Below are 26,900 nucleotides of genomic sequence, written 5' to 3' on the forward strand. Positions count from 1 at the left end.
CGCCGCCTAAAAGGGCAGAAAACACATGGTCTGTACTCACAGATTTTTCCACGAGCATATGAATCTATATATTATTTATATGTATGATGAATTTAAAAAGTCAACACATTGTGTGGCTTCGCTGAGTGGGCGTCGAAGGGTGGATGTTACGGGAGCCAGTGAAACGCCAGGATATCTCCGCCTTCCGTTCCCCGGGTGACGGTGTCCAGTTAACGACCTGATGCAGGGGTATGAGGTGCGGCTAACAGGATTTTCGGGCAGGGCGAGGCGCTTGGGTTTTTGGCGACATTGGGATTGATGGATGTACGTCCATTAATTATTTCATGGTATAATTATTAATGGACGCGCTGCCTTTTGCATTATATCGTGATCCTAATGTCCCAACCGCAAGCAGGGTCGAAGCATGGCAGAAAAGCACGGGATACCTCTTGTCCGGCCATTCGAGATTCGCATCGCGGATCGGCAGTTGATTGATCTCCGCGCCCGCCTTGCCATGGCGCGCTGGCCTGACGAAGAGACGGTTGCTGACTGGAGTCAGGGCGTCAAGCGAACCAAATTTAGAAAACTTGTCGACTATTGGGCCGGAGAATACGACTGGCGCCGTGTGGAGCGCGTTCTCAACACCTATCCGCAGTTTCTTACCGAGATCGACGGCGTAGACATCCACTTCTTCCATATTCGCTCTCGGCACGCGCATGCCCGGCCCTTGCTGATCACTCATGGCTGGCCGGGTTCGGTGATCGAATTCCTGAAAATCATTGAGCCGCTTGTCGATCCTGTTGCGCATGGCGGAAGCAGCGCCGATGCGTTCCACTTGATTTTGCCGACCTTGCCGGGTTTCGGCTTCTCAGGAATCCCGAGGGACACCGGTTGGAACGATAAGCGGATTGCGCGTGCTTGGCTGGAGTTGATGCGCCGTCTCGGATACAACGCTTTCGCAGCTCAGGGTGGGGACTGGGGTGCATGCGTGACGACCAGATTGGGGCAACTGGAACCCCCAGAATTGAAAGCCATCCACCTCAATTGGGCTTTCGTCCTTCCAGATCCCGTTCCGACGGAGGGGCTGTCTGACGAAGAGCGGCAGGCGCTGGGCGATCTCGATCATTTCCTGAAATCGGGGAATGCCTATTACCTGGTGCAAATGACCAAACCGCAGACGATCGGCTATTCGTTGGTCGATTCTCCTGTTGGTCTGGCAGCCTGGATCTACGAAAAATATCACGGCTGGACCGATAATTCCGATGATCCGGAGGATGTTCTCAGCCGTGACGGGATGCTCGACAACATTATGTTGTACTGGCTCACCGCAACCGGAGCTTCATCAGCGCGAATCTACTGGGAACACTCGGGCAATGTCTTTTCGGCCGGAAAAGTGAATGTGCCGGCGGCGATCAGTGTTTTTCCGCACGAGATATACCGACTTCCAGAGAGTTGGACGCGCGAGGCTTTCCCCAATCTCTACCGGTTCGTCCGGCACGACCGGGGCGGGCATTTCGCGGCATGGGAACGGCCCGATGTCTTTGTGGCGGACATGAGGGAATCCTTCAAAAGTGTAGATATGGGAAATCTCTAAGGGGTGAAGTCTCTAGCGAAACATCAGGCAATAAATTGGGAGGTTTGAATGGTGCAAGTGATTGAAGCTTCTGAATGTCCTCATTTTCCAAAATTCGATCCGTTGGATCCTGAGCAGGTAGTAAACCCATTCCCGATTCTTGCTGAAGCTCGTAAAGAAAAGCCAGTATTCTACATGCCGGAATACGATCTTTGGGTCGTTACCCGATTCAAGGATGTTCAGACGATCTATCGCGATCTGAAGACCTATTCGAACGCAGAGATGCATGAACCGCGAATGCCGCGTACGCCTGAGGTGGTGAAACGCAAAGGAGAAGATTGGCATATTCCGATGGACGGATTGCTGAACCGTCTCGATGGTGCCGATCATATGCGTGTCAAAAAAGTTCTCTTCAATGAACTGACGCGCGCAATCAATGGCATCGATGCTTGGCTGAACGATTGGCTCAACGAGCTCGTAGACGGTTTCATCGACGACCGGGAGGTGGATATCATCGAGTCGTTCAGCTGGTGCATATCTGTCTCAACGATTGCACGACTTCTGGATGCGTCTGAAACTGATGCGGCAAAATTCAGGGAATGGAGCGAAAACTGGTTTGAATTGAGCGGTTCCGATCAGCTTACTCATGAACATGCCGACATTTGCTGGCAGGGGTTCGCCGATTTCGAAGAGTTTGCGATCAGGCTCATCGACGCGCGACGGGCGGATCCTGGAAACGATATCGTTTCAAAGTTGATCGAGGCGCAGGAGAAGGGAGCGCAGCTCTCCTATCGTGAATTGGTCACCAATATCCTCGGCTTGGTCGTGGCCGCAACGGATACTACGGCCAACAGCATCGGGATGATGATGTATTCTTTGGCTGTGGATCAGGATCTACAGAAGCGATTGCGAAATGAGGAAGCTCTACGCGCGTCCTTCATTGAGGAATTGCTCAGGGCTCGAGGACCGCTTCGAGGCGTCGTTCGGAAAATTTATGAGCCGGTTGAATTGTCGGGCATTTCCATCCCGGCGGGGGCCACGCTTTATGTCCATATATCGTCGGCATCCCGTGATGAGGAGACGTTCACTGATCCTGAGATCTTTGATCCGGAGCGGGCGAATGCGCGTAAGCATTTTGCTTTTGGCAGCGGTGCGAGAATGTGCATTGGAGCAGCGCTCGCACGGCTTGAGATCAGAAAGGCACTGGATGTATTCCTTGACCGCGTCCCACAGTTTGGTCTAAGCGATCCCAGTCAAGGGTTGACCTACTCACAGAATATCATCGGTCCGGCGCTCCATTCCGTGAAGGTATGTTGGTGATTCCCGATAAGCGGCTGCCGATGGCATCGGCAGCCGCTTCTGGCCGGACGATGTCGGCACGGTCCGCCTGCACAGTATCCATCATGGATTTGCAATAGGCCCTGGTCAACGATCTCTTTTGCATATGCGAACAACAACGTTGCGGTGCTGGTTCTATGAAAAAAGCCATTTTTGAGATGGCGGTACTAGAATTTGAGAAATGATACGGTCTTCCGAAACCCCTTACATGAACGGATGGCTTTCTCGGATCTTCGTTGTCCCGATCAGCAGTCCGCCAGATCCTCTAGCATCTGCTTCATGCCTTTCCGCGGAGCGGGCAAATTGCCTTCGCCTGAAATAGCACAGACGGTCGGCGTATCAGATCCCAGTGCGAAAATTTGATCATTTGGAGACTGAATGCCTTCGAAAATCAGCTTGAAGTCGGTTCTTTCCGGCCTGCGTGTCTTGGAAATCGGCCATTTTGTCGCTGCACCTTTCTGTACGCGATTGCTCGCCGATCTTGGCGCCGACGTTATCAAGATCGAGCCTCCTGCCGGAGACCCCGTTCGGCAATGGGGTGAGATGGTTGAGGGACGATCATTGTGGTGGTCGATGCATGGCCGAAACAAGCGCAGTGTTGTGATAGACCTGAAATCGGAAAAGGGGCGTGAGATTGTCCTGAGGTTGGCCGCTGAATGTGATGTCGTTGTGGAGAATTTCCGCCCTGGCCAACTTACGCGAATGGGATTGGGCCCTGATGTATTGCGCAAGGCGCGACCCGATTTAATTGTCGCGCATATTTCGGGCTATGGTCAGGATGGGCCAGGAGCACACCGAGCCGCCTTCGGCGTGATCGGCGAGGCAATCGGAGGATTGCGCTATCTGACCAACCATGCGCCCGGCATGATCGATCTGCCACCCGTACGCGTTGGCGTCAGCATCGGGGATTCGATCGCAGGTCTCTATGCGGCTTTCGGGCTTATGACGGCGCTGTGGCAGCGTGATCGTGCCGGGGGTGATGGTCAGGCGCGGACGATTGATGTCGCACTGACCGAGAGTATGCTGAGCATGATGGAAGGTATGCTCCCAGAGTATGGAGCGTTGGGCAAGATCAAACAGCCGGGCGGCGGCGGTATTTCCACTGCGGCACCGTCTAATGCCTATCCAACGGCTGATGGCGAGTGGGTTTTGATTGCGGCCAATTCGGAGCCGCTATTCGCCAAGTTGATGGCACTGACTGGTCATCCCGAGTTGATTGGAGCGCCTGGCTATTCAAGCAACCCGGAACGCGTTGCCAATGTCGAGTTTCTCGATCGGTTGATCGGTGAATGGACGCGAGAGTTTTCCGCCGACGATTTAACCACGCGTCTGGATGAGAACGATATCCCCAACTCCAAGGTCTATACCGCTGCCGACTGCGCGTCCGATCCGCAATATCTTGCGCGCGGCATGGTGCGAGACGTGCCTGATCGGCATTTTGGAAAAGTGCTTCAGGCGGGTGTGGTGCCGCATATTCCTGAATCGCCGGGGGCTGTGCGGTGGGCCGGCCCCGATCTTGGTGAACATAGTCGGGAGGTTTTGACCGAAGTGCTGGGTCTCGATCCGGTCGAGATTGAAGAGTTGAAACGGGATGGCGTACTGTGATTGCCACTGGACATCGACATGACCTGCAGCCGGAGGGATCTTTCACTACGGTGATGAAAGCTTCTGATACCGGGGTCGGGCTATCCTTGTGTGCCGACGTGTCTATCTCGTCGCCGGGAAGCCTGCATCATAAGCCAGCGCGGAAATCTCGACAAGCTGACCGGGCACAAACAGAGAAGTCACGCCGAGCAGAGTGCTTGCCGGCCAATGATCGCCGACGAAATCTCTGACTGACGGCATCGCTTCGAGAACCGCGGGCGTATCGATGCAGTAAATTGTCCACGAGGCCAGGGAGTCAGGCTTCAGTCCTTCCGATGCAAGCAACTTGCGCATGATATCAAGGATGAACTGCAGTTGCTCGGTGGCCGTGTTGCCCACAAGGCGGAGCGTTGTCAGTGATCCAGTAACCGGTGCGATGCCGGAGATATGCACGAATGGGCCGGTCCGAACCATCTGGGCGAAACCAAAGGTCTCGTGTATCTCGCGGTCGAGATAGCCAACCTCGGGAACGGTGCGTGTGATGCTGCTGCTCATCCCTTGAGGTCTGCCATGAATGTCTTGACACCATCCTGTACTCCGGCGGTCTTCTTCATGAGATCGAGCCCGAACACTTCGTTTTCGGGCATATCTCGCAGCACGGTCATGGGGTCCCGCGAATCGGCGACATAGCCCATCGCGTAACAGGACAATTGATAGCCCATCACCCTGAGCAGATCATCGGGCAGGGTGCGTGCGACCTCAAGAGGGGTGGACAGATACTGGTTCTCTTCCTGGCAGACCCAGCCGACAGAATATGTGATATTGATTCCTTGGCGGTGTTGGTCGCTGCGATTGCAACCAGCGGCGTGGAGCACCTTGCCGGTGTAGAATAGCGCTGAACCACGAGGCATTTCAGCACACACCATGTCTGCTTCCCCATAGTGATCCGGATCGGCGTGAAACTTGTGCGTGCCTGGCACGATACGGGTCGCTCCATTAACATCGGTGAAGTCCGTCATCGCCCAGATCATATTAAGCTGTACATTGTAGTCGAGCGGGAAAGGAAAAAAGTCCCAGGCGATCTCATCGCAGTGAAGTTTCTGCGGTTCACCGCCAGGCAGGATCGTCATCACCTGAGTTAAGTTCAGGCGAAAGCTCGTAGCCTTGTCGAGGAATTTTTGGGCGGTCTCAAGTGCCAGAGGATTCATCACCAGTTCGTGCGATGCTGGCGATCGGGCAATCATCGCCCCCGTTCGCTTAGTATGAAAGCCGAAAAAACTGTCGCGTCCCTGTCCACACCGCTCGACATACGGCGCCATCTCCGCGCCGATCCGGTCCATGAGGTCATTAGTGACCAGATTGTCAACGATAACGTAGCCATGCTCGCGCAGGCGTTCGACAACAGCGTCAGCACCACAGTCATTCTTCAGGCGAATGGTTTCCACGGTCAACCTCCCGGCAGAAGCAGCGCACGCTACGTGGCTGGCAATATCGTGTTTCCGACCGGATTGTCGGGTAGGCAATCCATCTTTGGATAGAGTAGGTGTGGAACAGAGATGAGGAGTCTACCCGCGTTCGGTGCCCAGCCATCTCGACATTACTGGCTATTGAGGCGAGGCCGTTCGCGAAATGAAGTCAAAGACTTGCAGAGTTTGACTTGAGTATGATCAGAAATATGATGCAATTATTCGAATTGCAGGAGGGAAGGCGAGAAGGTTTGCGGAAAGCGGGCATGACGGACGCTCTCGGAGCATCGGCTGATCCGATCAGCATCAGGACTCTGTCTTTCGTACAACGATGCCTGCGGGTTTCCTTTTCCACGCTTGTCTGGATAGATGCCAGTGATGTCGGTTTCTCAGAGTATCTCAGTTTGGGACTTCCGGATCAGTTAATGCAGGATTATTTTGCAGGGGTTAGCCAGTTCGATCCGTTGAGCATCTCCAATACGTTGGGATACAATAGGTGTTTTGTGGCTCTGGGCAGCGATGTGGTTCCACAGGATAGTCCCGCCCAGATTCGTTATCGCAGCCACCTCGCCCATTATGGCATTGAAGATGAACTCGACATGCTCGTTTGTGTTGGCGCGGTGCCGGTGGCAAGCATTGCCATCCATCGTCGTCCTGTCGATCCGGCATTCATTGAGGACGACGAATTCTGGTTGAATCTTCAAAGCTATGTCGAGTTCAACATGCGCTTTCATCCGCGCGTGCAAAGCTTGGTGTTGTCTAGCGCGTTAAAGGGTCAATACGGTCTGAGCAAACGCGAAACCGAAGTCGCAATGCTGGTCAGTGATGGTGCATCCAACAGCGATATAGCAGAAATCCTATGTATCAAGACCGGCACGGTAAAAACGCACATCGTCCGCCTACTCGACAAGCTTGGTGTCAGTAGTCGCTACGGTATTATGGCTCGATGCCACGCCATCCGCATGGATGCGCGGAACTGAGGTGTTGTTTATTGGGCCGAGCAGGTCAGTCCGCGGAGATTGCCGTTTTAGGTGCCATCAGGCCTGCCGTGAGAAACTGGATCATTCGTTCGAGGACCTCATCATTGTCGTCAGTATTATACTGTCCGTCAGAAAGGTCATCGAGGCGGGACACATCGGCAAGCATATAGAGGTAAGTGCCAACAATGAACATCATGCGATAATGGACATCAACGGACGGGACTTTGGGAAGGGCATCGCAGAGAGCCTTGATATAGCGCTTCGCTGATGAATCATAAACTTCGCGACGAAGTCTGAACGCCAGTTCGTCAGGTTCATGGTGTAGGCGTGCCTGAATTCGAACGAAAGCGAGACCAGCCGGCCCGCTTTTCTTGAACTCGAACTGAGGTTGTATAAAGGCGCGGATCAAGTCCTGAACGCTGGGCCTTGCCTTCCTGCTCAGCAGTTCGTCGAGCAGCTTATGTCGCTTCTCTGCCAATTCCATGCCGCGACGTTTGAAGACTGCCTCGAATAGGCCTTCTTTAGATCCAAAATAATAAGTTATGAGACCCTGATTCACCGAAGCATTTTCGGCGATCTCCCGCATTGATGTCCCGCTATAGCCTTTTTTTGCAAACAACCGTTCAGAGACGTCAAGAATAGTCGCATCTATGTTGAGGTCGCGCTGAGGTCGACCGGGGCCACGCACCGAGCGTTTCAGTCGGTATGATGGCTTCTCCATCTTAGTAGCCATGTCCGACCACTTCTTGAACTCCCGAATAAATCAAAAATCGCCTGCGTGTGTAGTCAGGTCCGATACCGTGCGCCAGCACTAAAAAGGATTGTTGCATGGTTGAAACTGCCTCCGGCACCGATGATCGTGTCATCAATAATCAATCGCAAAGCCTCGGTTCCAGGCACGCGCCTGTTCGTAGCCGCTTCGCCATTCTGTAGTCGGGGCCACGGCTGACCGCCTCCTGTAATGGACCGAAAACTGCCGATCCTTAGGAGTTATTGCAGTTTTTAACCGCATTTGCAAAGGGGCGTTGACAATAATGTTCACACGTATAATTAATAGCATTCATGGAGTCGGTTGTGGGGCCGGTCCAACACGCAAAAAATGGATGTTAGAGGGTGGTCGATATGACCAGAAGGGGGTGAAATGAATATCAGGTACTCCATCGTGCTCAAGACCTGCACTGCCATGGCTGTGTTGCAGTTCGCCGTTCCAGCGTTTGCACAGACGACGGAAACAGGGATCATTGACGCCGACATCGTTGTCACGGCGCAGCGTCGTACTGAAACAGTTCAGGACGTTCCGGCGGCGATCACGGCATTCGGGGCGGAGAGCCTTCTCAGGGCAAGCGTGTCGAGTGGAAATGATCTTCCGCGCATCGTTCCGAACCTCAACTCTTACTCGCCAATAGGCGAGGGCAGTAGCCCGGTTTTCATCATGCGGGGCATTACGGCGAACGATTACAGTCCGCACCAAAGTCGTCCAGTCGCACTCTTCGTCGATGACGGAATTCGTGGCATGTCCGCTTTGGAAGCCGTGCAACTTTATGATATTGAGCGTGTGGAAGTTCTGCGCGGTCCTCAGGGGACTTTGTACGGGAAGAACGCAACGGGCGGTGCCGTCAATGTTATCACGCGCAGGCCGACGTTTGAGGATGAAGGGTCTTTAACGCTGGGCTATGGTTCGTTCAATCGCGTCGAGGCTAGGGGCGCTGCTCAGACCACGCTGATTGACGATGTGCTAGCCGTGAGGCTGGCGTTTCAGATGATCAAGGATGATGGTCTGGTAAAGAATCTGGTGCCGCGCGCGCCTCGTCTCGACCAGACTGACGCGCTTGGTGTTCGGGCTAGCGTGTTCTTCAAGCCTTCCGAGGATTTTGACGCCACTCTTCGTGTTTTTCATGCACGTGTTGGCGGTACGGGTTCCGGACCGTTTGCAAAGATCATCTCGCCAACATTGTCGGCAATTGCAAACCGTGACGGTCTGGGCTTTTACGAACAGCGTCAAAACTATACGCCCGATCGCCGTATTCGCGACACCGGCCTCAACTTGAATCTGAACTGGAATCTGAGTGATACGCTCACGTTGACCTCGATCACGACCTATGATCGCGGCGACCAGTTCGATGGCGGCGACTACGATGGCCTGGAAGTTCATACCGATCACATCGTCATTGCCACTGACGACATTCGTCAGTTTGTGCAGGAGGTGCGATTCAATGCAGATATCGATCGCCTGAAGGTCACTGCCGGCGCATTTTTCAGCTCAGACAAGATGCTCGTCTTTAACGACTTCGCGTTTAACGCCGAACCTGCGCTCGGTATTACCTTCGATCCCAACGCATTCGGTGTGCCTTACACCGGTCCTACGCTTTATGGTATCACGCTCGGCAACTCGTTTGATCAGAAGCGGAAAAGCTACGCTGGCTATGTCCGTGGTGTTTACGAGGTAACCGACAACTTTAACGTTTCTGCCGGTTTTCGATACAGCCACGACAAGGTGTCCGCGCTCAACTACTCCGCGATGATTGGAGGCGTGGAAGCGTCGCCCGCCGGCGGGGTGGTCACGGAGGCCGGCTGGCGTTTCCTGGTGCCGACGTTCACAAATATTGATCGGATCAGAAAATTTAATAACACGAGTTTCGAGTTCGGCGCCGACTATACGATCGGTGATGCGATGATCTATGCTTCGTTCAAGCAGGGATACCGCATGGGTGCAGTAAATGCATCGGGTTTCAACATCCCGGACGAAGCGAGTATTATTGATCCGGAAACGGTTGATGCTTACGAAGTGGGCGTCAAGTATCAGACGCCGGACAGAGTGCTCACGCTGAATCTCGCGGCATTTCGCAACGACTATAAGGATCAGCAGTTCCAGGTCACGCAGGGCGCCCTGATTTTTCTCAACAATGCGCCAAAGTCACGTATTTGGGGCGTAGAAGCGGAAGCGAGGCTTCGTCCGATTGACAGTGTATTGTTGACCGCAAGTGCTGGTTGGTTGGATCCGAAGTTCCTGGAGGCGGATGTCACGCCTGGCGACCCCCTGACCGGTGACGTATCCGGGAAACAGCTGGTTGGTGCGAACAAGTTCAATACCAATGTCGCGGTTGATTGGCAGATGCTGGAAACCGGTGCCGGGATCGTTAACCTGCGACTTGATGCTGTTTACCGTAGCCGGACGTACTATGTGCCTCTTAACAAGCGCGAGTTGTCACAAGCAGGTTACTGGCTCGCCAATGGTCGACTTTCCTACGATATGGATAAGTTCAGTATAGCACTTTGGGGCAAGAACATTCTTGGAAAGAAATACTTCGTGTCGAGCTTCGATTATGTGAATGCTGTCGGAGTTTCGATGAACAACCGAGGTTCTCGTCGTCAATTTGGTGTTGAAGGAACGATCAGGTTCTAGGGTCTTTCATTATCCGTTCCAGCTGGCAGATCAGGCTCTGGAACGTAATTGAAGCTGCCGCGCCAAGCCATGGCGCGGCAGCCGCAAATTAAGGAGTGCAATATGGTTTCGATGCGTTCGGTGCAGGATTCCAACGGCTCGCATTCTTCATGGCTTCCCGAGGATACTTCTGAACTGCGCCGATATCTTCAGGGAGCAGATACCGTGGCATTGCTGCCAACTGTGGCGCATCTGACCCGTGACCCTTCTGTGCTTCGCAAGGAATGGAAGCCTGCATTTTATTATGGAAACCCAATCAGCGGATTGCCGCAGGATGAAGAAGACAAAATCCGTGATTTCTGTGCGGAGAAGTTGATTGAATTCGTGCGGTCCGGGAAGCCTGTGCCATCGCAGCGTAGTTACGACGAAGTCCGAGCTTTCTGCCAATGGATGATGCCGGAGGTTCACGAAGGTTATACCGGTATGCTGATCGAGGAGCTTGTTTGCGACAAGCATGATCCACGAGAGCCCCGTTGGAAGCTGGATTCCAAGAGTGGCGCCGTAGCACCGCATGTACTGATCATCGGAGCCGGCGAGTCCGGGCTTCTACTCGGCTATCGCTTGAAGCAGGCTGGTGTTCCCTTCACGATCATCGAGAAAAATCCCGGTGTTGGCGGAACCTGGTTCGAAAACGATTATCCAGGCTGCCGGGTGGATGCAAACAGCTTCTTTTACAGCTATGCATTCGCACGCAACATCTGGGAGGAGTATTACTCTCAGGCGCCCGACCTTCGGAAGTATTTTGCTCGTATCGCCGAAGAGACCGGTTTGTACGAGAATATTGTTCTGAACGCGGAAGTCACGGCGTGCGTGTGGGACGAACAGGCTGCAAAATGGAAAGTCGAATATCGGCAGGGCGACACCATTCAATTAATCGAGAGCGAGTTTGTCACCAGTGCTGTGGGACAGCTCAATCGCCCATCCCTGCCCAACATTAAGGGACGCGAGCTCTTCGCCGGACCGGCGTTCCATTCGGCTCGCTGGGATCATAATGTCGATCTTACGGGCAAGCGTGTCGCAGTGATCGGCATTGGTGCCAGCGCAATCCAGATTATTCCGCAGGTTGCTAAAGTTGCCGAAAGGGTGACCGTCCTTTGTCGCAGCATGCCCTGGCTGGTGCCGACCCCGCTGATTCATGAACATGTCAGCGAAGGCATGAAGTGGGCGCTGCAGAATATACCGAGCTATGCCTTATGGCTTCGAGCGACCCTCGCGCTGCCCGGAGCCTATGGCATGCTTGACTGGGTGGTAGTGGACCCCGATTATCCGCCGACTGAGCGTTCGGTTTCGGCACTGAACGATCAGGTTCGCGCCGTCATCACGGCGTGGATCGAAGAGAGGATTGCCGACCGACCCGACCTGCGTGACCTGCTGATCCCTTCCTCGCCTTTCGCTGCCAAGCGAATTACGCGAGACAACGGATCATTCATTGAAACTCTGAAGCGCGACAACGTGGTCGTAAACAGGACGCCGATTCAAGAGATCGAGGAAGGCGGTATAGTGTTCACGGATGGTAGCCGTGAAGATTATGACGTCATCATTTACGCGACGGGCTTTCATGCTTCTCGTTTCCTTATGCCCATGAAGGTCTTGGGAGAGGACAGCCGCGATCTTCATGCAGTTTGGGATGGAGATGATGCGCGCGCCTATCTTGGCATGACAGTTCCTCATTTCCCAAACTTGTTCATTCTCTATGGCCCGAACACCAATCAGGCTGTGCATGGCGGCAGCGCGATCATGTGGACCGAATTTTCGGTGAAGTATGTTCTAGACGCTGTTCATCAAATGACGCTGCAGGGTTTCCGATCACTCTCAGTAAAGCAGGATGTGTTCGAAACCTATTCAGATCGCATAGATGAGGCTGGAGCACTTCGCACGTGGGGCTTTTCGGATGTAAGCAGCTGGTACAAGAACTCGAAGGGGCGATCCACGCAGAACTTCCCTTTTTCATCATATGAACTTTGGTGGCGCACTCATCAGGTCGACCTGTCAGATTATGAACTGACATACTGATTCGATGCTGGGAGCGATCGGTTGGAGGGGTTCATGAAGCCGGCAGAGCATACGTTGAATGCCGATACACGTGCATTGCTTGATTTGTTGGCAAACGCTGGTGGCCCCTCGCTTGAAGAAATGCTTCCAGCGGATGCACGGGCCTTTTTCGCGGCCGGGCGGGATTTCTTTGCCCGCGATCAAGAACAGGTAAGTTCAGTCGAGGATATCTGCGTCGAACATCAGGGGCGCAGTCTCGAAATGAGGATTTATCGCCCTGTAGGCACTGCGCCCGAAATGATGCCTGGTCTTGTATACTTCCACGGTGGCGGATGGGTTCTCGGAGATCTCGATAGCCAGGACCCGCTGTGCAGAAAGCTCTGCAATGCCAGCGGAGTTGTGATCCTCTCGGTTCAGTATGGCCATGCTCCCGAAGCGCCTTACCCTGCTGCGGTCGATGATGCCTCGGCTGCGTTTGACTATATCTGTACCAATGCCACGCAGTTGGGACTGGATGAGCGCCGCATTGCCGTTGGCGGCGAATCTGCGGGCGGTACGCTTGCGGCGGTGGTGGCACAAACGGAAGGCCGACTGGGAGCAACTCGAATAAGGTGTCAGTTGCTTCTTTATCCAGTTACCGATTTGTCGAGGGCGGACGGCCAGAGACAACCTTCGGACGGCTATTTTGTTACTGCAAAGATGTTGCGCTGGATGATTGATCTCTATCTGGCCGGAGCAGATCCCGCCGATCCTCGCGTATCGCCGCTGTTGGAACAAGATTTGACCGGATTGCCACCTGCGATCATGGTCCTTTGTGGATTCGATCCGTTGTTGAGTGAAGGAATGGAGTATCGGGACCGTCTCGCCGATGCCGGCGTAACGGTCACGACGAAGCTCTATCCGGGGCAAATCCATGCTTTTCTTACGATGGATCGTCATATTCTCGAGGCGCATGATGCTATCTTAGAGATTGGCGGATTGTTGCGTCAGTCCCTGTCGCTCTGAGCGGTACTAGTCAATGCACCAGATCCGGATTCCGCTCCGGTAGGGTGTACAAAAAGGGGCAGCGGTATGCACGTTGAGTCCGATGGCGCGTTTGCGATTGATATCGAACAAAAGCTCCCGCCTAGACAATTGATGTTGTTTGCATTCCAGCATCTTCTCGCTCTGACCGGTATCTGGATTTTCCCAGTGCTCATCGGCCAAGCTCTAAATCTGTCGACGGTGGAGGTCGGCACCATCATTCAGGCGTGCTTCCTGACAACTGGTCTCGTGACGATATTACAATCCGGCAGGATGCTGCGTTTGCCCGTCGTACAGGGGCCCACGGCAGTATTTTTCGTTGTTCTTGTTGCCGGCGCACATAGTTATGGGCTGGGTGCTGCTTTCGGTTCAATGGCGGTGGCAGGCGTGATTTTCGCACTTCTCTCGCTCCCGATCCGCGGCTGGGCATTGCTTCCGCGATTGGCACCCTTTGTCTCGGCCCCGGTGGTATTCGGAACGCTGCTGGTGATCATCGGTGGCCAGCTGGCGGGAATCGGCTTGCCCAACTGGTTTGACGGCGATGGTTCTGGAGGCATCGGATTCATTTCCGCACTTACCTGCGCGATCGTGGTGCTTATCAGCATTATTTTCGGTGGCAACACGGTCGTCAGGCGGGGTGCGCTGTTGATTGGCATCGTCGTCGGCAGCATCTTGCATATCTTCGTTGCGGGTATTGATCTGACTCCGATCCGAGAAACTCCTCTTCTCCAGATCGTTCAACCGGCTCCCTTTGGACTTGGCGTTGCTTGGCCGCTGGTAGGCTTGATGCTCTTGGCGTATGTTCAGGCAGGTTCAGAAGCGATGGGCATGTATTCGCTTCTCGCGCGATGGGGCGGTCAGTCCTTGTCAAGGGGCCGTATTGGTCGCGGCCTGTTTGGCGAATTTGTAGGCTGTGCCATTGGTGCGTTGTTTGGCGGTCTCGGTACGACCTCCTATGCTGAGAATGTCGGCATTATCCGCGTATCCGGTGTTGGAAGTCGCTGGGTGACAATGACGGCCGGGATATGCGCTATCATTGTTGGCCTGATACCGATGTTTGGTATCCTGATCGCCAGTCTGCCGAGTACTGTTCTGGCGGCAGCATCGACGATACTCTTTGGTATCATTGCGATCTCAGGTATCCAGATGATGCGGGATGTTGTCTGGGACGAACTCAACCTCATGGTGGCGGCAGTGTCCTTTATCGTCAGCCTGGGTTGCGCTGCCTTGCCTGCCGCCCTCTTCTCAGGGAAGGATCCAATCGTTCAGGGGCTCTTCACTCAGCCGATCCTCGTTGGAATCATACTGCTCATGGTTCTTCAGGTGGTCGTGAATGTCCTGATCCGCCCTTGTCTTGAGCGCAAAGCCAACAGCGCTGCCCAAGAAATGGGCGATCAAACGATACAAGGCACCGTGGAGTAAACTGTCCGGAGGCTCATCATGCTGGCCCGTCCTTTGATCATTACAATGCTGTTGTTCTCGACGGCACCGAGTTTTGCTGCTGGAGATCCTGAGAGGGGAAAGCAGCAATTCTCCGTTTGCAGTTCATGCCACAGCGTGCAAGCCGGTGGCCCCAAGAAGCTTGGCCCCAGTTTGAGCGGTGTCGTTGGCCGGAGGGCAGGCAGCGAACGTGAATACCTGACCTATTCGAAAGGTCTGCAAGAGTCGGGAATGGTATGGAGTCCGGAAAATCTTGATCGCTTCCTAGCCGACCCGATCAAGACGATTCCCGGCACCAAGATGACGATTGGTAAAGTCACCAATATGCAGACCCGAGCGAACATAATCGCTTACCTCGCGTCCCTTAGTAAGTAGCCGATGGGTGTTGGTGGCGCAGTGGAGAAAAATGCCAGCGGCCCGCTAGCGTAGTGTTGGCTGTAAGTCCAAATTTCTTGTTTGAGCGCAGGGGTGCTCCGTGAGACCTGATTGTGTCGCCAGTTCGGAAACTCTCGCAGACAGTATACTCGCACTATGCCTATCCGAATTTGGAGCGTCATTTGCAATGCTGTTCTGGTTCGGAGAGAATAATAGGCTCGAAGCGCCCAGATCTCTGGCAATGTCACAAGGTCTTTTGCCGTTTTACGATGAGCATGTCGGCACCCATGATCCGCTGAACCTGCTGAGTCTTTCAGAAGCTCGCTCGGAGGTCCGGTCGTTGCGCCAAGACGTACGGATGATCAAAGAGCTCCACCCGGCTTATCTGGCCTATCTTACCCGCTTTCAGATTCATGACGAACTCGATATGGTTTTTTGGTACGGGGAGCGCCCTGCCGCCGGCCTTGCATTGTTTCGTACGATGGGCTGTCAGGAATTTCTTATCGATCAAAATTGCTGGGACAATATCCACCACCATTTTGACTGCGTGCTTCAGGCGCACGACAGATTGCGAGAGATCAAGCTGCAGCACTTCTCGCATCGCTATGGCCTGACTGTCAGTGAAGTATCGGTGGTGCGGGCGATGATGGCGGGAGCGAGCAATCATGAAATCGTGGACTTGCTTGAACTGAAGCTATCGACGGTGAAATCCTATATTTTTTCTATCTTCAACAAGATGGGCGTTGAGAACCGTACTGCGGCAGTGGCCCTGTTATATCAGGCGCTGCTCCGCTGAGCAGGTGCGGTCAGGAAAAGTGCCGCCACGCCGCTTCAAATGTTGCACGGCTTATGTCAACAATCTCATCGATTTGCTCTCGTGTGACAACTAGAGGGGGCAATAGCATCATCGTATCGCCCATCGCACGCAGGGCCAGACCATTGTCAAGTGCCCATTGCATACACCAGGGGCCGACGCCTAGCTCCTCGTCGAACAGTGTCCTCGTTGTCGCATTGCGGCCAAGCTTGATACCCGCAAACAGCCCGCGAGCCTGAGTGTCGACGACGATGGGAAGAGTGTTCAGCTCCTGAATCCTGCTTTCGAAATAAGGGCCGATATCACGGCTGATGCGGCCGATCATGTCCTCATCTTCAATGATAGCCAGGTTGGCCAGTGCCACCGCACAAGCCATCGGAAAACCCGAATAGGTGAAGCCGTGATACCACTCGCCACCCTGCTCGATCAGCACGTCAGCGACCGACTGACTGATGATCGTAGCAGAAAGCGGCACATAGGCCGATGTCAGCGCCTTTGCGCAAGTGAGAATGTCAGGGATCGCGCCATAGCCTTGCATTCCCCACTGATGCCCGGTCCTGCCGAATCCGGTGAGCACCTCATCGCTGACGAGAAGGACATCGTATTTGCGGCAGATCCTGGAGATTTCCGGCCAGTAGCTTTCGGGTGGCAGAATTGCACCGCCAGCACCCTGGATCGGTTCCCCGACAAAGGCCGCCACTTTATCGGGACCCAGTTCGAGGATTTTATCTTCCAGCCAGCCGGCTGCGCGAAGCCCGAAGGCCTCGCTGCTTTCACCGGCTCCGAACAGGAAGTGATCAGGACAACCGATATGTGCAAAGCCGGGGAGGGGGAGATCCCCGCCTGCACCATGCATGGTATTGATGCCTGACAGACTGGCAGTGGCCATGGTCGATCCATGATAGCCATTGTCGCGGCCGATGATGACCTTGCGCTCGGGACAACCACGCAGATCCCAGTAGCGGCGCGCAAGCCTGATTGCCGTTTCGTTCGCTTCCGATCCTGACGTTGTGAAGAACACGTGGCTCATGCCCGGCGGTGAGATGGCAACCAGCTTTTCGGACAGCTCGATTGCCTCGCGATTGGTTGTCCGAAAGAAGGAGTGGCAATAGGATAGCTTCTCAAGCTGCGCTGCGGCGACGGCCGCTAGTTTTTTGTTACCATAGCCAATCGCGACACAGCCAAGGCCTGCCATGCTGTCAATCACGCGATTGCCATCGACGTCCCACATGTAGACGCCTTCTGCACGCGCGACGACGCGTGCGGGGGTTTCGCGCATCGACTTGTAATCGGTAAAAGGGTGCAGATAATTGGTATTGTCGGCATCCTGCCATTGCTGCGTGGATCGGTTGCGGAACATCGCGGTCTCCCGAATCAAATCTCGTCGAACATGCTTTCTATGAAAGCATCGGGATAAAAACTGGCCGTGCAACCAACTTTCGTTGGTCAACTGACCACTGTCTCAATGAAACTGTTTGTGGCCCATGTGTCGGAGATCGCATTCCGCGGATACAACGGGGCAGGCTTCAGCGCTTCCAGCACGACGTGCTGAAGGTGCATTGGCATCGGAAGCGCTGAAGTTAACACTGTTGCTCGCCATCTTCGCGAATGACGATCCAGTCTATAGGGTAAAGCCTACCAGGCAGTATAACCGCCATCAATCACAAGCTCGGTGCCCGTGACAAACTTCGAAGCATCCGAGGCCAGATACAGGGCGCCCTGAGCGATATCATCCGGGGTTCCCAGATTACCTATGGGATGCAAATCTACAGCAGCCTTGCGCATACCCTCCGGATCACCGGAATTGTCGAGAAAATTCCACAGCATCGGCGTTTCGATGAAGCCGGGATGGATCGAGTTGACACGGATATTGTAGCGCTTCGCACCGCAATGGATCGCGACCGATTTCGTCAGTAGCCAAACGCCGGCCTTGCTGGCGTTATAGGCAGTCATCTCACCCTGCCCGACCAAGCCCCATACCGATGACAGGTTGACGATAGAGCCACCGGTTCGCTTCATTAGTGAAATACCAGCTTTGCAGCCTAGGAAAACGCTGTCCAGGTTGACGGCCTGCATAAGCTTCCAGTTTTCGAAACTGGTGTCTTCAATTGAGGCGCTGAACGACATGCCGGCATTGTTCACTAGAACGTCGAGCCTGCCATACTCCTTCTCAATCAAAGCGATGGTGTCATTCCATTGGGTTTCCGACGTGACATCCAGGCCGTAAGCGACAGCCTTTCCACCTTGTTTGCGGATTGCCTCGACTCCGGACTCGCACCGCTGCGTCGTCAGATCGCTGAGAACGACGGTCGCACCTTCGGCTGCGAAAAGGGCCGCAATTGCCTCACCAAGACCCTGACCCGCCCCCGTTACAAGAGCAACTTTACCGGATAGCTGACCCATGCCCGAATTCCCCTCCATCAGTTTCGGCTGCCATACAAACGCAACCCGTGAGGAGCGAGCGCCGCCTCCGATGCTGTGAACGGCCGCCCCCTCATGGGGTGTGTAAAAAACGTTTGCGCAATATTGTATAATCGACCAAACAATATATAGCAAGAGTGTCGCGGTCAGCGGGGAAATCAATTGAAACGCTATCGGATAGGGCAGATCGTCCCAAGTTCGAACACCACCATGGAAACTGAGATTCCGGGCATGTTGCGCGCTCGGGAGATGGTGAGACCGGAGCGGTTTACCTTCCATTCAAGCCGCATGCGAATGAAGCACGTAAACAAGGAAGAGCTTGCTGCGATGGATGCCGAGTCGGATCGGTGCGCGCGCGAACTCGGCGATGCTCGTGTCGACGTGATCGGTTATGCTTGCCTTGTCGCGATCATGAGCATGGGTCATGGTTATCACAGGGCTTCGCAGGAGCGCCTGACGAGTGTTGTCAAGGCCGAGGGTGCCGAGACTCATGTCGTAAACAGCGCCGGCGCCCTGGTGGATGGTGTCAAGGTCATGGGCGCGAAGCGTATTGCAGTCCTTACGCCTTACATGAAGCCGCTAACCGATATGGTCGTCAGCTATCTCGAGAATGAAGGGCTTCAGGTCGTCGATCGGGTTTCGCTGGAAATCTCCAACAATCTCGACGTTGGCGCGCACGATCCCAAGCGATTGCCTGGCATTGTCGCGGGCATGAACTTTTCTGATTGTGATGCCATCGTTCTTTCGGCGTGCGTGCAGATGCCGTCACTGCCGGTCATCAGTCAGGTAGAGGCGCTGACGCGCAAGCCAGTCATCACGGCTGCAGTAGCCACAACCTATGCAATGCTCGAGCGGCTCGGTCTGGAACGGATCGTGCCTGGGGCGGGGGCGCTTCTGTCCGGTGCATATTGAGAGCCATGAAATGAGCGGAAATTTTCTCTACGGCGCCAATGTCGCAGCGAACGGCATTCGTCAGCATTATCTTCGTTATGGCGGTCGTGGACCGGTGGTGGTAGTGGTGCCCGGAATTACCAGCCCAGCCATAACTTGGGGATTTGTTGGCGAGGCCCTGAGTGCCGATTACGATGTCTATATCCTCGATGTGCGTGGGCGTGGGTTGTCGTCGAGTGGCCCTGATTTGGATTACAGCCTCGATTCTTGTGCAGCCGACCTTGCCGCGTTCGTGGAGGCGCTCGGTCTTTATGGCGTAACAGGTCTTGGGCATTCGATGGGCGCACGTCATCTCCTGCGCGCGGCGCGTAGCGGTGGCTTTGATCGGCTGATACTGGTTGACCCCCCGGTTTCAGGGCCGGGCCGGCGGCGCTATCCCATGGCTCTCGAATGGTATACTGCCTCGATCGCACTCGCCGTCCGCGGTGCGAGCGCTGACGAGCTTCGGCAATTTACCCCGACCTGGTCCGAGGAGCATGTGCGTCTGCGCGCCGAATGGCTCCATACGTGTTACGAGCCAGCTGTGCGGGCGTCTTTCGACGGCTTTCACGATGATGATATTCATCAGGATGTCGCGGTGTTGGGCGTGCCGTCTCTGTTGATGGCGGCAGAGAACGGCGGCGTGATTGCCGACGGCGATCTCACGGAGATCAGATCACTTTGCCCGTCCATGGAATGGTGTCGCATCGCCAATGCCGGTCATATGATTCCATGGGATAATCTCCCTGATTTTCTTGCGCAGGTGAAGAGATTCACAGGATGACGCGAGGCCTCGCTTCAGCTGACGTGATGTCGGAGACTATCCTCAAACGGGAAAATGCCAGATGCCGGTAAGTGATTATGATCTTTGCGAAGCTTGGAAGCATGTCCTTGGTCTCTGCCGGGTGAACCGGGGAGACAATGTAACGATTCTTACCGATCGCAGCACGCATCCCCAAAATCTGAGGGCAGCCACGATTGCTTTGCAAAGCTTGGGCGCGGTTGTAACGCGCATCGATCTTCAACCTGTCGACGCCGAAAAGGCGCTCAGCAGGGACGCATTCGGCTATCTTGGCACGACGCCGCTGACCGGAAACGAGGCGGCGCTCGCTGCTTGTCTAGCGAGCGACCTCGTTGTGGATTTGATGGTATTGCTCTTCTCTGACGAGCAGCAGAAGATTCTCGAGTCGGGTACGCGCATCCTGCTTGCGGCAGAACCGCCCGAAATCCTTGTCAGGCTCATTCCCACGGAGGTTGATAAAGCCCGGGTCAACGCTGCGGCACGGCTGCTTGAGGCCGCTTCAAGGATGCACGTAACATCGGACGCTGGGACCGATGTAGTGTTTAGTCTGGGCCAGTATCCCGCGGTTAAGGAATATGGCTTTGCCGAGGAGCGTGGGCGGTGGGATCATTGGCCAAGCGGCTTCATTCTCACTTGGCCTAACGAAGGCCATTCAAATGGCCGGATTGTCATCGATCGTGGGGATATCGTGCTGCCTCTCAAGCGCTACGCCACCGGGCCGATCACGCTGGAGATCAAGGATGGCTATGTGACCAGTATCTCCGGAGGGACTGACGCCGAACTTCTCCGAGAGTTCATGGAGAGCTTCAATGATCGGGAAGGCTACGCGATGTCCCATGTCGGATGGGGACTTCAGGACCGCGCGAAGTGGTCGACGCTGAGCTTCTATGATCGCGAGCAGACGATCGGCATGGATGCCAGGGCTTTCGCTGGCAACTTCCTTTTCTCGCTTGGTCCGAATCTGGAGGTTGGGGGCACGCGTAACACGGCTTGCCATGTCGATGTGCCCTTGCGAGGTTGCTCGATAACGCTTGATGGAAAGGCGATTGTCGAGCGCGGCATCGTATTGAACATGAACGTAGAAGATCAATAATGACGCAGGCGGAGGTCTATAACCGACAAGGATTTGGTCAATCACTTCAGCTTAGGCCGCCTTTTGGTCTGCTTATTGTCGACTTCGTTAACGGCTTTGCCGACCCTGATCAATTTGGCGGCGAAAATATCAGTGAGGCAATACGCAACACGATTACTCTACTTAGGGTTGCGCGGATACGCGAATGGCCGTGCGCATTCAGTCGCATTGTTTTCGCTGATGACGATGCTGATAGTGGCGTGTTTGGCCGGAAGGTGCCGAGTCTGCTGGCGCTAAAGGAGAATACGCCAGCGTCAGCCATCGTTGACGACCTCGCCCCAATTTCAGGAGAACTGGTGGTGCGCAAGACTGTGCCATCGGCTTTCTTCGGTACAAACTTGGCTCCCTTTTTAATCGAGCGTGGTGTAAAATCGCTCGTCGTCGCCGGTGCTGTGACCAGCGGTTGCGTACGGGCGAGCGTGGTAGATGCAATGAGCTGGGGATTCCAGCCTATCGTACTTTCCGACTGCGTGGGTGATCGGGCAATCGAGCCACATAAGGCAAGCCTGTTCGATATCGAGCAGAAATACGGGGAGGTTTTGCAACTTGCCGAGTTCTTGAAAAGAACGGAAATGGGAGCTGGCTGAAGATATCGTAGCCGACGCGAGGCTCAGAAGGGATCGTGTCGAGGATGATATGGCAGTCATCGAAGGACGGAGCTGATAGATGAGCGTAAGTCTGAACGTCAATGGGAAGACCGTACAGCTGGATGCAGATCCGGAGATGCCGTTGCTCTGGGTTCTGCGGGAAAAGATGGGGCTTAATGGCACCAAGTTTGGCTGCGGCGTCGCGCAATGCGGTGCTTGCACCGTCCATTTCAATGGTGATCCGGTGCCTTCGTGTCAGCTTACGCTTGGCGCCGCAGCCGATGGCGACATTGTAACGATCGAGGGACTTAGCGCGGATGGATCTCATCCATTGCAGAAGGCGTGGATCGAGAATGATGTGCCACAGTGCGGCTACTGCCAATCGGGTATGATAATGGCTGCGGCGGCACTTTTGGATCGTATTCCCAAACCGACAGAAATCGACATCAACGAGAATATCACAAATATCTGTCGATGCGGAACTTATGTACGGATTCGCAAAGCTATTTTGCAAGCGGCGGAGGCATGAGCATGATCGCTCCCACGCGCCGCGGGCTATTGGGCGCCTTCGTTTCCGTCAGTGGTGCGGTCACGTTCAACTTTGCATTGCCGCGTATCGCGCGCGCCATGGAAGCGGCGCGTGCGGAAGCCTCGGATGTGGAGGTTACATCTTGGATCGTGATCGAGCCTGATGACACAGTACGGCTCCGAATACCCCAGACAGAAATGGGGCAGGGCGTTGAAACTGCGTTGTCGCAGTTACTTGCCGAGGAGATGGACCTCGATTGGGCCAAGTTCAAGACGGAGTTTTTCGATGCGCAGACCAATCGCGTGCGCAATAACGTCTATGTCCACACCGCGACGCTGAACAGCTGGGGTGTCGACATGTTGTTCGATCCTATGCGCAGAGCCGGGGCGCAAGTGCGACTTATGCTCTTGCGGGCGGCCTCAGCGAAGCTGAATTTGCCAGTAGACCAACTCCGGATTTCCGGGAACAAGATTGTAGACCATTCGGGTCAGCAGTCGATCCGGTTCGGTGAAATCGCGGTTGAAGCCGCCAAGCTGCCCGTACCTGATCCCGCCTCCATCACCCTCAAGCCGCGTGAACAGTGGCGTTACATCGGCAAACCCTTGGGGCGCCTCGATTCGAGAGCGAAGTCGACCGGTAAGGCTGTCTACGGGATTGATATCGTTCTGCCCGGCATGGTTTATGCTGCGGTGCGACAATCACCGGTCTTTGGTGGTCGCCTCAAATCCTTCGATGCCTCGGCGATCATGGGACGGCCCGGTGTGCTAAAGGTGGTTCCGATTCGTGGGGGTCCCAGTGGCTACACAACGCCACCAACCCTGTGGGATATCATCGATTTCAAGATGGACGATGCCGTCGCAGTCGTGGCCGATAGCTGGTGGACTGCTAGGACAGCGCTCGACGATCTTCCGATCGAATGGGATGAAGGTGATAACGCGGCCGTCGACAGTGCATCGATCGAGCGTAGTTTCTCCGAAGCGCTCACCAAGCCTGGAAAGATCGTGCGCAATGAAGGCGATACAGAGAAAGCCCTTAAGGAGGCAGCCGCCACTGTCGAAGCTGACTATCACTACCCCTTTGTGCAACATGCCCCCATGGAGCCCATGAACTGCACAGCACTGGTCAACGAGAATGGTGTCGAAGCCTGGGGTGGTTCACAATATGCTGATGAGGCGCTGCGTATCGCCGCTTATGCCGCCGGGGTGGCTCTCAAGGACGCAAAATTTCATCTGACGTATGTGGGTGGTGCCTTTGGGCGTCGTCTGTCCCAGGATTATGTCAGTCAGGCCGTTCAGATCGCCAAGGCAATTCGTGGGACGCCGGTTAAATTGATCTGGTCTCGGGAGGAGACCACGCGCCGTAGCTATTATCCGCCCGCGGCCATGATGCGCTTTTCTGGAGGCCTTGATGCCAATAAAAAAATAGTGGCATGGAGGGCGCATTCTGCTTTTGGCAGTTCACCCTTCCAGCCATATGGCCTCTCGCGCATGCCATTTGCCGTTCCGAACATTGAAATTCAATATACGGGACTTGAGACGCCACCGCCATTCGGTTGGCTGCGCGGCGTGGCACATACCCAAACCACCTGGATGAATATCGGCTTTCTCGGTGAACTTGCTGCGAAAGCAGGAACGTCGACTTACGAATTTCATTTGGCAGCGCTCGACGAGACCCGGGTGCCAAAGGATCGCGCCGATTATGAAGATGCTGTGGCTCGCATCCGACGGCAGCGTCGGGTTCTGCAGGAGGTCGTGAAGCGTGCCGGCGGCCCGGTCCGGCGTGGTCGCGGGCGCGGGCGAGGTATCGCCATTACCGACATGAGCTACATTCCGGGCTACCATTCTTCCTGTGCGGCAATGGCGGCTGATGTAACTCTGGACGGGAAGGGGGGGCTGAAGGTCGACAAGGTGTTTGCCGTTGTGGACGTAGGCACCGCGGTCAATCCACAGAATATCGAGGCGCAGGTTCAAGGCGCCATTATCTATGGGCTCTCGAACGTGCTGTTCGGCAAGATCACGCTGAAAGACGGACGCGTCGAGCAGGGTAATTTCGATGATTGTCCGATGGTAAGGCTTGCCGATGCGCCTGATGTCGACGTCTATATCATGCCGTCAAGCGCCAAGCCTTCCGGGATAGGCGAAGAAGGAACGCCGACTGCCGTCGCAGCAGTGACTGAGGCGGTTTATGCTGCCGGCGGTCCGCGCATACGGCGCCTGCCCATTATGGACAACGATTTGAGATTCCGAAAGGGCTGAACAGCCCAGGTACGGCGGAGGAACTGGTCGGGAGGCCGGTGCTTTCCTAACATTTTGCATACAAGGAGGGTTAGATGGGACTCGTTGAAGGCAAGTCAGGCATTGTCACCGGTGCCGCGGGCGGAATTGGGCGTGCGACTGCAATTCTTTTTGCAAAGGAAGGGGCCTCGGTGATTGTCTCCGACCTGGAAGCGTGCCGCGCCGCTGCCGAGGAAACGGTGGCTCTTGCGAATGCCGCCGGTGGTGGGAAGGCGGTGTTCGTCGCGGCCGATGTTGCAAAGGCTGCGGATGCCGAGATGCTTGTCAATGAATGTGTCAGCCGATTTGGTCGGCTCGACTATGCCTTTAACAACGCAGGCATTCTGGCGGTAGGTTTTACCTCCCAAGTGGAGGAGGACGAGTTCGACCGGATCATGGAGGTCGACGTCAAGGGCGTCTGGCTTTGCATGAAGTATCAGTTGCGCCAGATGATGAAGAACGGGGGTGGTGTTATTATCAACACCTCTTCGGAAGGAGGGCTCGTAGGTACGCCTCTCGCTGGCCCCTATGTGGCGGCCAAGCATGCGGTGATCGGCCTGACCAAAACTGCGGCAGGCGAGTATGCGAATATGAACATTCGCGTCAATTCTGTGGCGCCTGGCACGATCGCGACGCCCATGGTTCTATCCTTGCCGAAAGAAGCGCAGGAAATGTTGATGGCGCCGCAGCCCCTGCATCGCCTGGGAAATCCCGAGGAGGTTGCGGAAGGCGTGGTCTGGCTGGCTTCGGACAGGGCGTCCTTCATCACCGGCATTACGTTGTCGATTGACGGTGGCGCTACGTCAAATGCGCAATCCTACGATCCGAAGCTTAGCCCCGAGAAGCTCGACTGAGCTGCATCGAAGATGCACGATTGTTGATGCCAGTCGAGAAATGGGTCACGAATGCCGAAGCTGATTGTTGTGACGCGTGAAGGTGTGGAGAAGACAGCTGAGGCCGACACCGGCCTTTCCGTAATGGAGGCTATCCGTGAAAACGGTTTCGATGAGCTTCTGGCGCTTTGCGGGGGCTGCTGCTCATGTGCAACGTGCCATGTATTCGTCGACGAGGCGTGGTCGGACGCGGTCGGCGGTCCCGGCGAGGACGAGAACGACCTGCTCGATTCGTCGGGCCACAAGCAACCAAACTCGCGGCTTTCCTGCCAGATCGAGATGAGCAACGCGCTCGACGGCCTCAGGGTCATCATCGCGCCGGAAGACTGAGTTTGAAAGCAGAGTACCGCGCTCGCGGCACTCTGTGAGACTATAGCTTTCGCCGTCGTGATCGACTCTGAGGTGGTGCGTCAACGCTCGAAGCAGCGGCGAACAATTGGGTTGGGTCGGAGGGTGGGGCGTCCTCATACCCGCGTTGCAGCCAGGCAAGCAGCATCGCTCTCTTCCGCTCCGCGACTGCCTTGACGATCTCGACCAGCACCATGTTCGCCTTGCGGGCTTCGGGAGAGAAGCGCGACATTGCATTGCGGAAATCGGTTGGATCAAAGGTTGTATGCGCGTCGATCTTGCCGGCGAGAAAGACCGCGCCAAGCGGGTTGAGCGGCACGAACCCGATTCCCAACTCGTCCATCGCGGGCAGAAGTTCGACTTCCGGGGCTCGCCAGAATAGCGAATATTCGCTCTGGATGGCAGTGATCGGTTGGACAACGCGTGCGTCGAATACTGGCAACGTCTGCCTCCGACAGCCCGAAATGCCGCACCTTGCCTTGGTCGATCAGTTACTTCGCACTGCCGGCCACATCCTCGATCTGCACATTAGGGTCGACGCGATGCTGATAGAACAAGTCGATGCGATCGGTCCTGCGGTGCTGGAGGCAGGCACCTACGATCGCAGGAAGACGTGCATTATATTAATTATACGACCAATTTCATTGTCAACGCGATGAAAGAGCTGTATTGGTTGAGTTGCTATATACGGCCAAATACATTGTATCGGCGAGGATAGCGCCGAACCCGTCTCACAAGAAAGGGGAAACTCCATGCGCTTTTCGGTCATCCTTGCTGCGTCTACCGCGCCTCTCGCCTTTGCGTCGCTCCCCGCGGCAGCAGCAGATGTGGAACCGGACAGTGCTTTCACGCTCGGCCAGATCATCGTCACCGCGCCCGAGCAGGAAGGTATCGCCATCGCGTCTTCAACGCTGTCGTCGGAGGCGATCTACACGTTCAACCGCAACACGCTCGACGAGGCGGTCAGCCTGATGCCCGG

The 26,900-nt window shown here is 55.1% G+C and carries 24 protein-coding genes and 1 pseudogene; 19 read left to right on the top strand and 6 right to left on the bottom strand.

The features are described from left to right. The first annotated feature begins 403 nt into the window (after positions 1-403). The 3 genes from ACFQ00_RS15425 to ACFQ00_RS15435 all read left to right on the top strand — a co-directional run bounded on the left by ACFQ00_RS15425 (position 404) and on the right by ACFQ00_RS15435 (position 4,495). Complete coding sequence (locus ACFQ00_RS15425; protein ID WP_381492697.1) at positions 404-1,573, top strand: epoxide hydrolase family protein; 1,170 nt, start codon at positions 404-406, stop codon at positions 1,571-1,573. Between the two features lie 48 nt (positions 1,574-1,621). After that, positions 1,622-2,872 (top strand): cytochrome P450, encoded by a 1,251-nt coding sequence (locus tag ACFQ00_RS15430; RefSeq protein ID WP_381492700.1) that lies wholly within the window; start codon positions 1,622-1,624, stop codon positions 2,870-2,872. A 396-nt stretch (positions 2,873-3,268) separates the two neighbouring features. Further along, positions 3,269-4,495 carry a CaiB/BaiF CoA transferase family protein gene (locus tag ACFQ00_RS15435; RefSeq protein ID WP_381492703.1) on the top strand — a complete coding sequence of 409 codons (1,227 nt, stop codon included), beginning with the start codon at positions 3,269-3,271 and terminating at the stop codon, positions 4,493-4,495. A gap of 102 nt (positions 4,496-4,597) precedes the next feature. Here the strand turns inward: ACFQ00_RS15435 and ACFQ00_RS15440 are convergent, their stop codons facing one another. Both ACFQ00_RS15440 and ACFQ00_RS15445 read right to left on the bottom strand, forming a co-directional pair. After that, a complete protein-coding gene (locus tag ACFQ00_RS15440) occupies positions 4,598-5,029 on the bottom strand; it encodes a RidA family protein (protein ID WP_381492705.1) in 432 nt (143 codons plus the stop codon). Next, positions 5,026-5,919 (bottom strand): phytanoyl-CoA dioxygenase family protein, encoded by an 894-nt coding sequence (locus tag ACFQ00_RS15445; RefSeq protein WP_381492708.1) that lies wholly within the window; start codon positions 5,917-5,919, stop codon positions 5,026-5,028. The genes ACFQ00_RS15440 and ACFQ00_RS15445 overlap by 4 nt, the downstream gene beginning before the upstream one ends. A gap of 287 nt (positions 5,920-6,206) precedes the next feature. Here ACFQ00_RS15445 and ACFQ00_RS15450 point away from each other — a divergent pair, with 287 nt between their 5' ends. Further along, entirely contained in the window at positions 6,207-6,920 is a 714-nt protein-coding gene (locus ACFQ00_RS15450) for a helix-turn-helix transcriptional regulator (RefSeq protein ID WP_381492711.1), read from the top strand. Positions 6,921-6,945: 25 nt separating this feature from the next. On the opposite strand, the gene ACFQ00_RS15455 is transcribed toward ACFQ00_RS15450, so the two are convergent. Next, a complete protein-coding gene (locus tag ACFQ00_RS15455; protein WP_381492714.1) occupies positions 6,946-7,653 on the bottom strand; it encodes a TetR/AcrR family transcriptional regulator in 708 nt (235 codons plus the stop codon). Positions 7,654-8,061: 408 nt separating this feature from the next. On the opposite strand from ACFQ00_RS15455, the gene ACFQ00_RS15460 reads away from it, so the two are divergent. From ACFQ00_RS15460 to ACFQ00_RS15485, 6 genes are all read left to right on the top strand, one after another. After that, positions 8,062-10,323, top strand: a complete 2,262-nt coding sequence (locus tag ACFQ00_RS15460; protein WP_381492716.1) for a TonB-dependent receptor — start codon at positions 8,062-8,064, stop codon at positions 10,321-10,323. Positions 10,324-10,371: 48 nt separating this feature from the next. Continuing rightward, positions 10,372-12,375, top strand: coding sequence for a flavin-containing monooxygenase (locus tag ACFQ00_RS15465; protein WP_381492719.1), 2,004 nt, complete (start codon positions 10,372-10,374; stop codon positions 12,373-12,375). A gap of 33 nt (positions 12,376-12,408) precedes the next feature. Further along, complete coding sequence (locus ACFQ00_RS15470; RefSeq protein WP_381492722.1) at positions 12,409-13,359, top strand: alpha/beta hydrolase; 951 nt, start codon at positions 12,409-12,411, stop codon at positions 13,357-13,359. A 66-nt stretch (positions 13,360-13,425) separates the two neighbouring features. Continuing rightward, complete coding sequence (locus ACFQ00_RS15475) at positions 13,426-14,799, top strand: uracil-xanthine permease family protein (protein WP_381492724.1); 1,374 nt, start codon at positions 13,426-13,428, stop codon at positions 14,797-14,799. A gap of 18 nt (positions 14,800-14,817) precedes the next feature. Then, the gene (locus tag ACFQ00_RS15480; RefSeq protein WP_381492726.1) at positions 14,818-15,192 is read left to right on the top strand and encodes a c-type cytochrome; all 375 of its coding nucleotides are present in this window, start codon (positions 14,818-14,820) and stop codon (positions 15,190-15,192) included. A gap of 187 nt (positions 15,193-15,379) precedes the next feature. Beyond that, positions 15,380-15,988: a helix-turn-helix transcriptional regulator gene (locus ACFQ00_RS15485; protein ID WP_381492728.1), complete on the top strand. Its 609-nt coding sequence runs from the start codon at positions 15,380-15,382 to the stop codon at positions 15,986-15,988. A gap of 10 nt (positions 15,989-15,998) precedes the next feature. On the opposite strand, the gene ACFQ00_RS15490 is transcribed toward ACFQ00_RS15485, so the two are convergent. Beyond that, a complete protein-coding gene (locus ACFQ00_RS15490) occupies positions 15,999-17,366 on the bottom strand; it encodes an aminotransferase (protein ID WP_381492730.1) in 1,368 nt (455 codons plus the stop codon). 275 nt (positions 17,367-17,641) lie between these two features. Beyond that, positions 17,642-18,409, bottom strand: coding sequence for an SDR family NAD(P)-dependent oxidoreductase (locus ACFQ00_RS15495; protein WP_381492733.1), 768 nt, complete (start codon positions 18,407-18,409; stop codon positions 17,642-17,644). Positions 18,410-18,589: 180 nt separating this feature from the next. Here ACFQ00_RS15495 and ACFQ00_RS15500 point away from each other — a divergent pair, with 180 nt between their 5' ends. From ACFQ00_RS15500 to ACFQ00_RS15535, 8 genes are all read left to right on the top strand, one after another. Then, the gene (locus tag ACFQ00_RS15500) at positions 18,590-19,339 is read left to right on the top strand and encodes a maleate cis-trans isomerase family protein (RefSeq protein WP_381492736.1); all 750 of its coding nucleotides are present in this window, start codon (positions 18,590-18,592) and stop codon (positions 19,337-19,339) included. Between the two features lie 10 nt (positions 19,340-19,349). Beyond that, positions 19,350-20,141: an alpha/beta fold hydrolase gene (locus ACFQ00_RS15505; protein WP_381492738.1), complete on the top strand. Its 792-nt coding sequence runs from the start codon at positions 19,350-19,352 to the stop codon at positions 20,139-20,141. Between the two features lie 61 nt (positions 20,142-20,202). Then, entirely contained in the window at positions 20,203-21,252 is a 1,050-nt protein-coding gene (locus tag ACFQ00_RS15510) for a 2,5-dihydroxypyridine 5,6-dioxygenase (RefSeq protein ID WP_381492741.1), read from the top strand. Then, positions 21,252-21,878 carry an isochorismatase family protein gene (locus tag ACFQ00_RS15515; protein ID WP_381492744.1) on the top strand — a complete coding sequence of 209 codons (627 nt, stop codon included), beginning with the start codon at positions 21,252-21,254 and terminating at the stop codon, positions 21,876-21,878. The genes ACFQ00_RS15510 and ACFQ00_RS15515 overlap by 1 nt, the downstream gene beginning before the upstream one ends. A gap of 79 nt (positions 21,879-21,957) precedes the next feature. Further along, entirely contained in the window at positions 21,958-22,407 is a 450-nt protein-coding gene (locus ACFQ00_RS15520; RefSeq protein WP_381492747.1) for a (2Fe-2S)-binding protein, read from the top strand. Further along, on the top strand, positions 22,404-24,662 hold the full coding sequence (locus ACFQ00_RS15525) for a xanthine dehydrogenase family protein molybdopterin-binding subunit (RefSeq protein ID WP_381492750.1): 2,259 nt from the start codon (positions 22,404-22,406) through the stop codon (positions 24,660-24,662). Before ACFQ00_RS15520 ends, ACFQ00_RS15525 begins: the two co-directional genes overlap by 4 nt. A 74-nt stretch (positions 24,663-24,736) precedes the next feature. Then, positions 24,737-25,534, top strand: coding sequence for a glucose 1-dehydrogenase (locus ACFQ00_RS15530; RefSeq protein WP_381492753.1), 798 nt, complete (start codon positions 24,737-24,739; stop codon positions 25,532-25,534). A gap of 51 nt (positions 25,535-25,585) precedes the next feature. Further along, positions 25,586-25,903, top strand: a complete 318-nt coding sequence (locus ACFQ00_RS15535) for a 2Fe-2S iron-sulfur cluster-binding protein (protein WP_381492756.1) — start codon at positions 25,586-25,588, stop codon at positions 25,901-25,903. Positions 25,904-25,943: 40 nt separating this feature from the next. On the opposite strand, the gene ACFQ00_RS15540 is transcribed toward ACFQ00_RS15535, so the two are convergent. Further along, entirely contained in the window at positions 25,944-26,363 is a 420-nt protein-coding gene (locus tag ACFQ00_RS15540) for an aldo/keto reductase (RefSeq protein ID WP_381492758.1), read from the bottom strand. Between the two features lie 310 nt (positions 26,364-26,673). Here ACFQ00_RS15540 and ACFQ00_RS15545 point away from each other — a divergent pair. Then, positions 26,674-26,900, top strand: a pseudogene (locus tag ACFQ00_RS15545) (TonB-dependent receptor); the annotation flags it as partial.

Origin of the sequence: Sphingosinicella xenopeptidilytica (assembly GCF_042676985.1) — a bacterium.
Classification (GTDB): domain Bacteria; phylum Pseudomonadota; class Alphaproteobacteria; order Sphingomonadales; family Sphingomonadaceae; genus Sphingosinicella; species Sphingosinicella xenopeptidilytica.